Origin of the sequence: Streptomyces sp. CB02980, from assembly GCF_014451325.2 — a bacterium.
Classification (GTDB): domain Bacteria; phylum Actinomycetota; class Actinomycetes; order Streptomycetales; family Streptomycetaceae; genus Streptomyces.
In genome coordinates this window covers 21,838-34,463 of the sequence record NZ_JACSCH020000013.1, presented here as the reverse complement: position 1 = coordinate 34,463, position 12,626 = coordinate 21,838, and the positions used below count along the sequence as shown (strand labels likewise).

Here is a 12,626-nt window from a genome sequence, read left to right as displayed (position 1 = left end):
CGGCTAGCCTTCCTCCTCCTCGGCGGCCCTGGAGAGCAGTTCACGAAGGAGTCGCTCTTCGTTCGGCGAGAGGCCGGTGACGAAGCTGGCGAGGACCGCCTGGCGGTCCGCCTCCGCGTCCAGCACCTTCCGCATCCGCAGGGCGGCGAGCCCCGCCTCGTCGGCGACCGCCGTCCACCGGAAGGAACGGCCGGCGCGCTCGCGCTCGACGGCGCCCTTGGCCCGGAGGCGGGTGAGGATGGTGATGACAGTGGTGTAGGCGAGACCGCCGCCGAGGCGTTCCCGTACCCACGCCACGGGCACGGGCTCGGACGCCTCGCGCAGCACGGCGAGCACCTGGGACTCCAGTTCGCCCTGCCCGCGCCTGCGCGCGGAGGGCTCCACTCCGCCCTCGCTCCGGTCCGTCACGACGCCCTCCTCCACCTAAGAACAGCAGCCCATCGTACTGAACGGCCGGGCCGCTCCCGGGAATCAATGGGTGCTGGCACCCATGTCCTACACGCTCCTTACATGGAACAATTCAGGAATAGCGGAGGATCGCGGGGAATCAAGGGGGTCGGCACGTGGAATGGTTTCTGGGATTCGGCATCGCGGGGCTGGTCGTCCTGGCGCTCTCCCTCGTCTTCGACGGCGTCCTGGAAGGCATCGGCGGCGGCCTCGACGGATTTCTCTCGCTCCCGGTGATCGCCGGATTCGTGTCGGCGCTCGGATTCGCGGGCGCGATCGCGACGGGCGCGGCCGGTGCCGGGACGGTCGTCGCGACCCTCACGGGCATCGCCGCGGGCGCCCTGGTGGGCTGGGCGACCTGGCGGTTCAGCCGGGCGCTGCTCCGGGACGGCGGCGCGCCCGCACCGCGGGGCGAGGACCTGACGGGCACGTCGGGGGCGGTCGTCACGGCGATTCCGGCCGGGGGCTACGGCGAGGTGCTGCTGTATCTGGCGGGCCAGCCGGTGAAGTACGCGGCGAAGGCGGCCGCGCCCGTCGAGCGGGGCGCCGAGGTGTGGGTGGAGTCGGTGCTGTCGGCGACGTCGGTCACGGTCCGCCCCGTGGAGCGCTGACTTCCGCCGCTGCGCCGCCTCCCGATTCACCGCCTTTCTCCTTCTTTCTCCTTGAGTTCCTCCCTCTCGTTCATCTCGTTCATCTCGTTCATCTCGTTCACTTCACTCGGTTCGTTCACTTCATTCGAAGGGATTTCTGCATGAGCCCTGTCCTGACCGCTGTCGTGGGAATAGTCGTCCTCGTCGTCCTGCTCGGCCTCGTCGTCGTCACGCGCTACAAGGTGGCCGGCCCCAGCGAGGCCTTCATCATCACCGGCCGGCGCGGCAAGAAGGCCACCGACCCGGCCACGGGGCGGGTGTTCACCGACAACAGCGGCCAGAAGGTCGTGGTCGGTGGCGGTGTGTTCGTCGTCCCGTTCGTGCAGCAGAAGTTCACGCTCGACCTGTCGAGCCGGCACATCCCGGTCGCGGTGCGCGGCGCGGTCACCCTGCGCGGCGTGAAGGCCAACCTCGAAGGCGTCGCGATCGTCAAGGTCGGCGGCACCGAGGACTCGATCCGCGCGGCCGCGCAGCGGTTCCTGATGCAGCAGAACGGCATCGTCGGCTTCACCCAGGAGGTGCTGTCGGGCGCCCTGCGGTCCATCGTGGGCCGGATGTCGGTCGAGGACATCATCCGGGACCGGGCCGCGTTCGCCGGTCAGGTCGCCGAGGAGGCGGAGGCCAGCCTCTCAGGTCAGGGCCTGGTCCTCGACGCCTTCCAGATCCAGGACATCACCACCGAGGGCTCGTACCTGGAGGACCTCGGCCGCCCCGAGGCCGCCCGTGCCAAGCAGGAGGCGGACATCGCCGAGGCCGTCGCGCGGCGCGCCGCCGAGCAGGCGAGGCTGAAGGCGGAGGAGGAGATCGCCATCGCGCAGCGGACCCTCTACCTGAAGCAGGCCGAGATCAAGGCCCAGACGGACGAGGCCGCCGCCCAGGCGAACGCCGCGGGCCCGCTCGCCGAGGCCGCCCGCCAGCAGGACATCCTGACCGAGCAGGAGAAGGTCGCCGCGCGCCAGGCCGAGCTGACCGACCGCCAGCTCGACACCCAGGTCCGCAAGCCCGCCGACGCCGCCCGCTACCAGGCCGAGCAGGAGGCCGAGGCCCGCCGTATCGCCCTGGTCAAGGAGGCCGAGGCGGACGCCCAGCGGGCCAGGCTCACCGGTGAGGGCGAGAAGGCCCACCGCGCGGCCCTCGCCGACGCCGTGCGCATCGAGGGCGAGGCCGAGGCCGCGGCGATCGCCGCGAAGGGCTCCGCCGAGGCCGAGGCCATGCAGAAGAAGGCCGACGCCTACGCCCAGTACGGGGACGCGGCCGTCCTCCAGATGCTCGTCGAGGTCCTGCCCCAGGTCGTGGCCAAGGCGTCCGAGCCGCTGTCGGCCGTCGAGAAGATGACGGTCATCTCGACGGACGGGGCGAGCCAGTTGTCCCGTACGGTCGCGGACAACGTCGCCCAGGGTATGGAGCTCCTGTCCTCCACGACCGGGGTGGACCTCGCGCAGCTGCTCCAGGGCATCACGCGGAAGCAGCCGGGGAGTCGGCCGGCGGAGCCGACCGCGCCGCAGGGGGAATCGATCGAGATCGCGAGCTGAGCGGTCCAGCCGGTCCCGGCGGACTCAGCGGTCCCAGCCGTCTCGGCGCGCTGGTCCGGCTGAGACCGGCCTCCCGCGTTCACACGCGGTCGGAGGCGGACCCGGACTCGGGTACGCGTACGGGCTCGGGTCCCGTCTCCGGCTCCCGTACGGTCACGCCCTCCGGGGCCGACGGCTTCCGTCGTCGCCCTCGGAGGAGGTACGCGGCGATCGGCTCCGTGTAGCGGGCGGTGAGCGGCCCGATCACCACGAGGATGAGCACATACGCCGTGGCGAAGGGCCCGAGCTGGGGCTGTACCCCCGCGGTGACGGCGAGGCCCGCGATGACGATGGAGAACTCGCCGCGCGCCACCAGCGTGCCGCCCGCCCGCCAGCGCCCCTTGACCCCGATGCCGGCGCGGCGCGCGGCCCAGTGACCGGTGGCGATCTTGGTCAGGGCGGTGACGACGGCCAGGGCGAACGCCGGGAGGAGCACCGGCGGGATGCTGGCGGGGTCGGTGTGCAGCCCGAAGAAGACGAAGAACACCGCGGCGAAGAGGTCGCGCAGCGGGCTCAGCAGGGCGTGGGCTCCGTCGGCGACCTCCCCGGAGAGGGCGATGCCGACGAGGAACGCGCCGACGGCCGCGGAGACCTGGAGCTGCTGGGCGACGCCGGCGACGAGCAGCGTCAGGCCGAGGACGACGAGGAGCAGCTTCTCCGGGTCGTCGCTGGAGACGAACCGCGAGATCAGACGTCCGTAGCGGACGGCGACGAAGAGCACGGCGCCGGCCACGCCCAGGGCGATGGCGAGCGTGGCGCTGCCGGCCGCGAGGCCGACCCCGGCGAGCAGGGCCGTGATGATGGGCAGATAGACGGCCATGGCGAGGTCTTCGAGGACCAGGATGCTGAGGATGACCGGTGTCTCGCGGTTGCCGAGGCGTCCGAGGTCCCCCAGGACCTTGGCGATGACGCCGGACGACGAGATCCAGGTGACGCCCGCCAGGACGACGGCGGCGACCGGCCCCCAGCCGAGGAGCAGTGCGGCGGCGGCACCGGGCAGCGCGTTGAGGGCGAAGTCGACGAGCCCGGCCGGGTACTGGGTCTTGAGGTTGGAGACGAGGTCGCTCGCCGTGTACTCCAGGCCGAGCATCAGGAGCAGGAGGATCACCCCGATCTCGGCGCCTATGGCGACGAACTCCTCGCTGGTGCCGAGCGGCAGCAGGCCGCCCTTGCCGAAGGCGAGCCCGGCGAGGAGGTAGAGGGGTATCGGGGAGAAGCTGAACCGGCCGGCGAGCCGCCCGAGCAGGCCGAGACCGAGGATGATGGCGCCGAATTCGATCAGGAAGACCGCGGAGTGCACGCCGCCCTCACTCCCGACCGAGGATCGCGGCGGCCGCGTCGACGCCCTCGCGGGTGCCGATGACGATGAGGGTGTCGCCGCCGGCGAACCGGAAGGCGGGCGTCGGGGACGGTACGGCCCCGGAGCGGCGCAGTACGGCGACGATGGAGGCGCCGGCGTCGGTGCGCATCCGCGTCTCGCCGAGCAGACGCCCGTTCCAGTACGAGTGGGCGGACAGCTCGATGCGTTCGGCGACGAGCCCCAGGTCGGTGGTGTGCAGGACGTTGGGGCTGTGGTGCGCGGGGAGCAGCGCGTCGATCAGCGAGGCGGTCTCGGCCTCGGTGAGGTGGACCGACTGCGCGCAGGCGTCGGGGTCGTCGCCCCGGTAGACGTTCACGGTCCGGGTTCCGTCGCGGTGCGCGATGACCGACAGCTGGCGGTGCTCCCGGGTGGTGAGGTCGTACTGGACGCCGATGCCGGGCAGGGGTGTCGTTCTCATCCGCGGAGCAGGCAAGGGCCCGTCCCTTCTGTTGTCATGTCAAAGGGTGATCAGATCGGTGGTCGGGGGCCATGGTGCCACCCGCCGGGAGGCCCGGAACATGGGTGTCGGCACGGATGGACAAGGCACCGGAAACTGGTCAGGATGAGGCGGGGACATGAATCCCGCCGCAGGTCAGAGGCCCGGAGCAGGCAAAGGGAGAGAGTCGCAAAAGTGTCGCTGTACTGGCGCATCTTCCTGCTCAACGCCTCGGTGCTGGTCGTCGCCGTACTGCTGTTGCTGGGCCCGGTCACCGTCTCCACGCCCGTCCTCCTGGGTGAGGCGATCGTGCTCGTGGCGGGCCTCGTCGCGATGCTTCTCGCGAACGCGTTCCTGCTGCGGTTCGGCCTGGCGCCGCTCCAGCGCCTCACCCGGGCGATGCGGACCGCGGACCTGCTGAGGCCGGGGCGGCGGGCGGCGGTGGCGGGGCGCGGCGAGCTCGCCGACCTGACGCGTACGTTCAACACGATGCTCGGCCGGCTGGAGGCCGAGCGGGCCGCGAGCACCGCCCGGGTCCTCTCGGCGCAGGAGGAGGAGCGGCGGCGGATCGCGCAGGAGCTGCACGACGAGGTGGGGCAGACCCTCACGGCGGTCCTGCTCCAGCTGAAGCACGCCGCGAACCATGCTCCGGAGGAGCTGCGCACCGAACTCCACCAGGCGCAGGAGACGACCCGGACGAGCCTGGACGAGATCCGTCGCATCGCGCGCCGGCTGCGCCCCGGGGTGCTGGAGGAGCTGGGGCTGCACAGCGCGCTCAGATCGCTGGCATCGGAGTTCTCGACGCCGGGCCTGACGGTACGGGCCCACATCGAGTCCGGCCTCCCGAAGCTCGACCACGAGACGGAGCTGGTGCTCTACCGCGTGGCGCAGGAGGGCCTGACCAACACGGCCCGCCACGCGGGCGCGACCCGGGTGGATCTGCGTCTGCGCCGGCTGCCCCACGGCGGGGTCGGCCTCCTGGTCAAGGACGACGGCCGGGGAATCGGCCGGGCGCCGGACGGCGCGGGCCTCAGCGGCATGCGGGAACGGGCCCTGCTGATCGGCGCGGAACTGACGATCCGCGAAGGCGAAGACGGCGGTACGGAAGTCCACTTGAGCACTCCGAGCGGTAAGGCGACGCCATGACGGCCCCCACACCTCCCACGGCCCCGGCAACCCCGTCCCCCACCCGGATCCTCCTCGCGGACGACCACGCGCTGGTCCGCGGAGGAGTGCGCCTGATCCTGGACGCGGAGCCGGACCTGACGGTCGTCGCGGAGGCGGCGGACGGCGCGGAGGCGGTGGCCCTGGCCCGCTCCGAGGCCGTCGACCTGGCCGTACTGGACATCTCGATGCCCCGCATGACCGGCCTCCAGGCGGCCCGTGAACTCAGCCGCCTCCAGCCGGAGCTGAGGATCCTGATCCTCACGATGTACGACAACGAGCAGTACTTCTTCGAGGCCCTGAAGGCCGGCGCGAGCGGCTACGTCCTGAAGTCGGTGGCGGACCGCGACCTGGTGGAGGCCTGCCGGGCGGCGGTCCGCGACGAGCCCTTCATCTACCCCGGCGCCGAGACGGCCCTGATCCGCACCTACCTCGACCGCGCCGAGCAGGGCAGGCCCCTGCCGGACAAGGCCGTCACGGAACGCGAGGAGGAGATCCTCAAACTGGTCGCGGAGGGCCACAGCTCCAAGGAGATCGGCGACCTCCTCGTCATCAGCCCCAAGACGGTGGAACGCCACCGCGCCAACCTCCTCCAGAAGCTCGGCATGCGTGACCGCCTGGAGCTGACCCGGTACGCGATCCGGGTGGGCCTGATCGAGCCCTAGGGCAAGGGTGCCCAGGGGCGGGGTTTCCGGGAGCCGGGGGATTCCGGGAGCCGGGGGTCTAGGGATTGGCGGTCGGGGTGAGGGCGGTCCGGTGCTGGTAGAGGAGGACCGGCGCCGGATCCGGGGGTTCGTCGGCGGGGAAGAAGCGGACCAGCTCGTGCCGGCCGCTGATGCGTAACTTCCGGTACGAGTGGGTGAGATGGGACTCGACGTTCCGCAGGCTCACCTGGAGCAGCCGCGCGATGTCACGGTTGCTCAGGCCGCGCGCGGCCAGTTCGGAGACCTGCCGCTCCGTGGGGGTGAGCAGCGACTCCGTCGAGTCCTTGCGCGGGTCGGGGCGGCCGCCCGCGTCCCGCAGCTCCCGCTGCACCGCCTCGACCAGGCCGTCGGCGCCCAGGGAGATGCCGACCTCGTTGGCACGGTGGAGCAGTTCGCGGGACCGGCGGGGGGTGCCGCTCTGCCGGTGGGCACGCCCCGCCGCGTACAGGGCGTGGGCGAACAGCAGGGGCGCCGGGGTGGGTTCGAGGAGTTCCACGGCCCGGTCCGCGAGCCGCAGCGCCTCGCGGCCCGAGCTCGCCGCCGCCTCGGCGACCAGGGCCCGGCCCAGCGCGAAGGGGGCGCCCCAGCGGTGGGCGAGCACGGTCTCCTCCTGGGCGGCACGGCGGGCCGCGGTCACGTTCCGCCGGGCCAGCTGAAGCGTGGCGCGGGTGGAACGCCAGGGCAGGATGGCCGGGTTGACGATTCCGCGCCGGGCCAGCTCCTCCTCGCAGTGGGCGAGCAGCACCAGACCGCGCCGCGCCTCGCCGAGCCGGCCGAGGGCCCGCCCTGCGCTGTGCAGCAGGTGCAGCCGCCACCAGGTGACCGGTCGGTCGCCGGGCAGCGGCGCGGCGTCGTCGAGGAGGGCCCCGGCCGCGGCGATGTCGTCCCGTTCCATGGCGACGTCGATGAGCACGCTGCGGGCGAGCGGCCCGACGTGGAACCGGCCGGCGCGGATCCGGGTGAGCAGGTCGAGCGCCTCGCGGGCGTCGTCCTCGGCCCGGACCAGCTGCCCGCGGTGCAGCTGCACCAGACCGCGTACGGCCAGCGCCTCGGCGATCCGGGTCGTACTGCCGTCGGCGCGGGCGAGTCCGACCTCGGTGTCGATGTGCCGCCGGGCCTCTTCCACGTCGCCCGCCCACAGCTGGGCGAGGAGCGCCTGGTACCAGCGGGCGGAGCCGTACGGGGCGCGCGGGACGGACAGCAGCCGGTCGGCGATCCGCCGCGCCGCGGCCGCCGAGTCGCCGGTGGCCGTGCGCAGGAGCAGGACCCGCAACAGCCGGTCCTCCTCGCCGGGGTGACGCCCGTGGCGGGGGTGGTGACCCGAGTCGCCGCGAGTGACGCCGTCACGACCGCCGTCGCCGTGGACTCCGTCGCCATGGCCCCCGGACCCGTGGCCGCTGGACCCATGGCCCCCGGACCCGTGGCCGCCGCCCTCGGGGCGGCCGCCGTCGTGGAACCGTACCTGCGCCATCGCCTCGCGCAGTCGTGCCGCGGCGGTCGGGTCGAGGGTGCCCGCCGTTTCCCGCCGGGCCTCCTCCAGGATCTCCAGCGCGCCCGCGGTGTCGTCCAGGCGGAGCCGGAGATCGGAGAGCCGCAGCGCGTGCCGGAACCTTTCGGCCGGCGCGGTGACGGTGGAGGTGTGCGCGGTCAGGGCGCGTGCCGCGGCGGGTAGGTCGAGGCCGCTGAGGGCCTGGATCCGCAGGGCTTCCGCCCGGTCCTCGTGGCCCTCCGGCACACCGTGCAGGACGGCCTTCTCGATCAGCCGGCGGGCGCCCGCAGGGTCGTGCTCGACGACGCCCTGGGCGACCTCCATGAGGAGTTGCGCCATCCAGGGTTCGTCCAGGCGGTGGGAGCGCAGCAGATGGGCGGCGACGTCCTCGCTGGGATCGCCGCGGTGCCGCATCCTGCGGGCGGCGAGCCGGTGCAGTTCGGCGCGCTCGGCGCACGGGATGTCCTGGTAGAGCAGCCCCGCGAGGAGGGGGTGACGGAATTTCATGTCGTGCGGACAGAGCAGTCCGGATTCCGTGAGTCTGCTGATACATCGACACGCGTCTTCGGTGGGGACGCCGCAGAGGTCGGCGAGGAGGGCGGCGTCCACCGGACCGCACAGGATGCTGGCGGCGCGGGCGATCTCAAGGCCGTGCGGGTCGATCCGCCGGAGCATGCACAGGATGCGCTCCTTGACGGCCTGGAGCCCCAGTCGCTCGTCCGGCTGGTCGCCCGGCGCCCGGCCGGCGCGCGCCTCGGTGGAGTCCGCGGGATGGGCGGGGTGACGGGGGTACCCGGGAGACCCGGAGGGCACGGCGTACCCGGGAGACCCGGAAGGCGCGGCGTACCCGGGATGCCCGGGAGAAGCCGAACGACCGGGCCGTCCAGGCAGAACAGGCAGACCGGGTGGACCGGGCAGCCCCGGCGGCCCCCCGATGCGGCCCGTCCCCGCGGGGACGAGGGGGCCGGAGCGGCCCGTCGGGCCCGTCCGTATCTGCTCGGTCAGCAGGTACGGGTTCCCGCCGGTCCCGGCCACCAGCGCGTCCACGGCCTCGTGACCGTGGCCGTGGCCGCACAGCGACGTGGCCAGATCGAGCGCCGCGCTCGGGCTGAGGTCGCTCAGATGGATGTGGCGGTCGGGGCGCAGCCCCTCCATGAACTCGACCAGAAGGTGCTGGTCGCTGGCCGGTTCGCCGCAGCGCTTGGTGGCCAGCAGGACGACGGGGAGGTTCTCCAGACGGCGGCTCAGGAAGCCCAGCCACAGCAGCGACGGGCAGTCGACGTGCTGGACGCTGTCGACGGTCAGCAGGATCGGGGTGCGCCGCGCGGCCCGGCCCACGCTCGCGCACAGCTCCGCGAGGAGCGGGTAGTCGGGCTCGGTGCGACCGCCGCCGTGCGGGGTGCCGTAGGCGGCGAAGGTGCGGTCCCAGCCGTGTGCGGTCTCCGGCAGCGTCCCGAGCAGCTGGTGCACGACCCCGAGGGGGAAGCGCTGCTCGGCCGGGGAGGCGGTGGCGGAGAGGACGATCATGCCCTGGTCGCGGGCCGTCTCCTCGGCCCAGCGCAGCAGCGAGGTCTTGCCGGTGCCGATGATGCCCTCCACCAGGGCGACGGCGCCCGCACCCGCTCTCGCGGCGTCCAATATCTCGGTGATGGTCTTCGATTCCTCGCTCCTGCCGAACAGCTCCTTGGGCACCGCCCCACACCTCCCTGCCGAACAGTGGAATGACTCGGACGAGGTCGCCACTTCGGCAGGGGGAGGCCATGCGGAAAAGCTGTGGAGCCGGCGCCGTCAAGGCCCTTTTCAGGTCATGGCCCGAACCGTCGCCGTCATGCTGGAAATGCCTTCTTCAGACGACGTGGAGACCGGTCGAAGTCCTCCACGCCGATCCCCCGAACACCGGTGAACGGCCCACACCTCCGAGGATCCCGACGCTAACACGGGGGCCGCGATATTTGTACAGCGGAGCTCACCGCACGGATTCCGAACGTATTCCTTCGGCCATTGCTTCGGTGCCCCCGTATTGAGGTGAATGGGGACCGCACAGGTACGGTCGGCACCGATGTGCGGCGGTGACCAGTGAACGACCCGGAAAGCGGTTGCCCCCGATCCGTGAGTTCACCACCGGCCAATTGGCGTGAATCTGATGGAGGGAGCGGTACCGCGTGTCCGCGATCAGCGAGGAGCTCCGCACCGAACAGTTCGTCATGTCCCTGCGCGGAGTCGTGCCGTACGTGTACGAGCAGGCGTGGCAGTCCGTCCTGGACGGCACTCCCCTGTCCCGCACCGCGCTCCACCGCGGGCCGGACGGCCTGCTGCGCCGCACGCTGCGGCCCGAGGCCCGCTTCCGGCTGCAGACCGTGGACTGGCGGGCCACCCGGGCCGAGGTGCAGGACGCCCGGCTCGCCGAGCGCCTGGCCGGCGAGTCCGCCGCCGGACTCCCCCTCGACCGGGCCCCGTTGATGTGCGCCACCCTCATCCGGCGTTCCGACCGCGACTGGACCTTCGCCTGGCGGTACGCCCGGGAGCTGATGGACCGGCGGGCGGGACTCCGGATCCTCGAGGAGGCCGCGGACGCGTACGCGGTCCTGCTGCGCGGCGGAATCCCACGCGGCACGGCCGCCACGGCGCGCTCGCGCGCGGCCCTGCCGGGCGCGGGGCCACCCGGCGCGGCCTTACCGGGCGCCGCCATACCGGGCGCCGCCTTGCCCGGCGCGGCTTCACCGAGCAGCCCCCTGACCGGCGTACGGACCCGGGGACCGGTGACCCGATGACCGGCGACACCTCGGTGCGGCTGTTCTGCCTCCCCTTCGAAGGCGCCTCGGCGGGCGTCTACCTGCCCTGGGCCGAGGCCCTCGGGACCTCGGTGGTCGTCACCCCCGTCGAACTGCCGGGCCGCGGCCGCCATCCGCGCGGCCGCCCCTGCGGCCGGCTCGAACCGCTGCTCGCCGAGATCATCCCGTACGTGGCCCGCATGCGTGACCGCCCGTTCGCCCTCTACGGGCACGGCTTCGGCGCCCTCCTCGCGTACGAGATCGCCGCCCGCCTGGAGTGGGAGTACGACGCGGTGGCCGAGCGGCTGTACGTCTCCGGGGCCGGCGTCCCGTACCGGCCCGCCCCGGAGCACGCCGTCTCCCAGCTGCCGGACGCCGAGCTGCTGCGCCGGCTCGGCCGGCGGGGCCGGATCCCCCCGGGCGCCCTCGACCCGTCGCGGGCGCCCCGGGTGCTGCCCGCGCTCCGTGCCGACCTCGCCGTCCTGGAGTCGTACCGGCGCGACCCCCGTCATGTCGTGCACTGCCCGGTCACCGCCATGGGCGGCAGCGAGGACCGGAGCGTCCGCGGGGCCGATCTGGCCGGGTGGCGCCGGTGCACCCGGCGATCCCTGCGGGTGGACACGATCCCCGGCGACCACTACTTCCCGCTCACCGCCCGGTGGGAGCTGCTCGACACCTTCAGCCGGGACCTGATGCGCCCCCGGGTCCGCGCGCCGCGGGCCGTCGGCGGCGGCCGTCCCCGCGTACCGGCCGGTTCCCGTCCGTACGATCCGGCGGTCGGTCCCGGAACCGGCAACAAGAGTTGTCCGGTGTCCCCGGCGTCCCCATCCTGGCCGGCGGAGGTGACCGTATGACACCCACGCATGGCACCGGAGGCCTCACCGGTGACGCCCTCGGCGCCGCAGACAAGGCCGAGCACGAAGGCGAACACGGAGTCGAGTACGACGAAGCGGAGGACCGCGCCGAGCACCCGGCCGAGCAGGAGGCCGAGCTGCACGCCGGCTTCCTGGCCGAGGCGGCCCGCTGGCTGCACGGACTGTTCGGCCCCGCGGACCGGGCCACGGCGGCCGTCCGCCGGATCCTCGACGTCGGCAGCGGCCCGGGCGTGGCCTCCCGCGCCCTCGCCGACGCCTTCCCGGAGGCCGGGGTCCTCGCCGTGGACCGGTCGGCCGCCCTGCTCGCCCGGGCCGAGGCCCGGGCCGCCGAGCACGGGCTGGCCGACCGGATCACCACGCAGCGGGCCGAACGGCCCGAGGAATTCGCCCGGTCGGGCCCCGTCGACCTGATCTGGACCGGGAACGTCTGCCGCCACCTCGGCGACCAGCAGGCCGCCCTGCGGAGCCTGGCCTCCGCGCTGCGGCCCGGCGGGCTGCTCGCCGTCGCCGAGCGGGGGCTGCCGCCGCGCTTCCTGCCCCGGGACATCGGCATCGGCCGGCCCGGGCTCCAGGCGCGCCTGGACGCCGCCGTCGAGGAGCAGGTCACCGCCCGGCGGTCCCGGCTCCCCGGTGCCACCTCCGTCGTCGAGGACTGGCCCTGTCTGCTGGCCTCTGCGGGGCTCGTACCCGCCGGGACCCGTACGTTCCTCATCGAGTTCCCGGCCCCGCTCGACGTACCGGTGCGCCGGCATCTCCACACCCGGCTGCACGGGCTGCTCGCCGACGTCGGTGAGCGCCTCGACCTGGTGGACCGGCTCACCGTGGAACAACTCCTCGACGGGGACGCCTGCACCGGCGTCCTCTGGCGCCCCGACGCCTTCTATCTGACCGCCGTCACGGTGCACACCGCGCGGTTGTGCCGGCCCCACGCATCCGCCTGAATCAGGCCGGTGAATTTGTCACCTTGGCGACAAGCGGACCAGAAAAGGAAAGACAAACGAATTAACTAAGGAGATTAGCAGTCCCGTAGTTCCCGTAATGCCCCCGAAGCGCACCCCTCGCCCTCGGGGGCTTCGGCATGCCCTGAATCTGCGCCCCTTACACGTTACCCGTGCCCCCTCTGCCGTCACCCGTAGGGACTCCCCCTCCGCAGATTCTT

The 12,626-nt window shown here is 73.0% G+C and carries 11 protein-coding genes; 7 read left to right on the top strand and 4 right to left on the bottom strand.

Annotated features, from left to right (window positions below; translation table 11 throughout):
* Positions 1–3 precede the first annotated feature (3 nt).
* Entirely contained in the window at positions 4–408 is a 405-nt protein-coding gene (locus tag E0F75_RS25440; RefSeq protein WP_229312866.1) for a BlaI/MecI/CopY family transcriptional regulator, read from the bottom strand.
* A 155-nt stretch (positions 409–563) separates the two neighbouring features.
* On the opposite strand from E0F75_RS25440, the gene E0F75_RS25435 reads away from it, so the two are divergent.
* On the top strand, positions 564–1,058 hold the full coding sequence (locus E0F75_RS25435) for a hypothetical protein (RefSeq protein ID WP_229312865.1): 495 nt from the start codon (positions 564–566) through the stop codon (positions 1,056–1,058).
* 140 nt (positions 1,059–1,198) lie between these two features.
* Complete coding sequence (locus tag E0F75_RS25430; RefSeq protein ID WP_229312864.1) at positions 1,199–2,629, top strand: flotillin family protein; 1,431 nt, start codon at positions 1,199–1,201, stop codon at positions 2,627–2,629.
* Between the two features lie 79 nt (positions 2,630–2,708).
* Here the strand turns inward: E0F75_RS25430 and E0F75_RS25425 are convergent, their stop codons facing one another.
* Both E0F75_RS25425 and E0F75_RS25420 read right to left on the bottom strand, forming a co-directional pair.
* On the bottom strand, positions 2,709–3,968 hold the full coding sequence (locus E0F75_RS25425; RefSeq protein WP_229312863.1) for a cation:proton antiporter: 1,260 nt from the start codon (positions 3,966–3,968) through the stop codon (positions 2,709–2,711).
* A 7-nt stretch (positions 3,969–3,975) separates the two neighbouring features.
* On the bottom strand, positions 3,976–4,446 hold the full coding sequence (locus tag E0F75_RS25420; protein WP_229312862.1) for a cation:proton antiporter regulatory subunit: 471 nt from the start codon (positions 4,444–4,446) through the stop codon (positions 3,976–3,978).
* A gap of 213 nt (positions 4,447–4,659) precedes the next feature.
* Between E0F75_RS25420 and E0F75_RS25415 the strand changes: the two genes are divergently transcribed.
* Both E0F75_RS25415 and E0F75_RS25410 read left to right on the top strand, forming a co-directional pair.
* Positions 4,660–5,610, top strand: a complete 951-nt coding sequence (locus E0F75_RS25415; protein ID WP_229312861.1) for a sensor histidine kinase — start codon at positions 4,660–4,662, stop codon at positions 5,608–5,610.
* The gene (locus E0F75_RS25410; protein ID WP_229312860.1) at positions 5,607–6,293 is read left to right on the top strand and encodes a response regulator transcription factor; all 687 of its coding nucleotides are present in this window, start codon (positions 5,607–5,609) and stop codon (positions 6,291–6,293) included. The genes E0F75_RS25415 and E0F75_RS25410 overlap by 4 nt, the downstream gene beginning before the upstream one ends.
* 58 nt (positions 6,294–6,351) lie before the next feature.
* Here the strand turns inward: E0F75_RS25410 and E0F75_RS25405 are convergent, their stop codons facing one another.
* The gene (locus tag E0F75_RS25405) at positions 6,352–9,513 is read right to left on the bottom strand and encodes a LuxR family transcriptional regulator (RefSeq protein WP_229312859.1); all 3,162 of its coding nucleotides are present in this window, start codon (positions 9,511–9,513) and stop codon (positions 6,352–6,354) included.
* 470 nt (positions 9,514–9,983) lie between these two features.
* Here E0F75_RS25405 and E0F75_RS25400 point away from each other — a divergent pair, with 470 nt between their 5' ends.
* Genes E0F75_RS25400 through E0F75_RS25390 form a run of 3 tightly spaced genes read left to right on the top strand, consistent with a single transcriptional unit; the run spans position 9,984 to position 12,408 of the window.
* Positions 9,984–10,592 (top strand): hypothetical protein, encoded by a 609-nt coding sequence (locus E0F75_RS25400; protein WP_229312858.1) that lies wholly within the window; start codon positions 9,984–9,986, stop codon positions 10,590–10,592.
* On the top strand, positions 10,589–11,446 hold the full coding sequence (locus tag E0F75_RS25395; protein WP_229312857.1) for a thioesterase II family protein: 858 nt from the start codon (positions 10,589–10,591) through the stop codon (positions 11,444–11,446). Before E0F75_RS25400 ends, E0F75_RS25395 begins: the two co-directional genes overlap by 4 nt.
* Positions 11,443–12,408: a trans-aconitate 2-methyltransferase gene (locus tag E0F75_RS25390; protein ID WP_229312856.1), complete on the top strand. Its 966-nt coding sequence runs from the start codon at positions 11,443–11,445 to the stop codon at positions 12,406–12,408. Before E0F75_RS25395 ends, E0F75_RS25390 begins: the two co-directional genes overlap by 4 nt.
* Positions 12,409–12,626 lie beyond the last annotated feature (218 nt).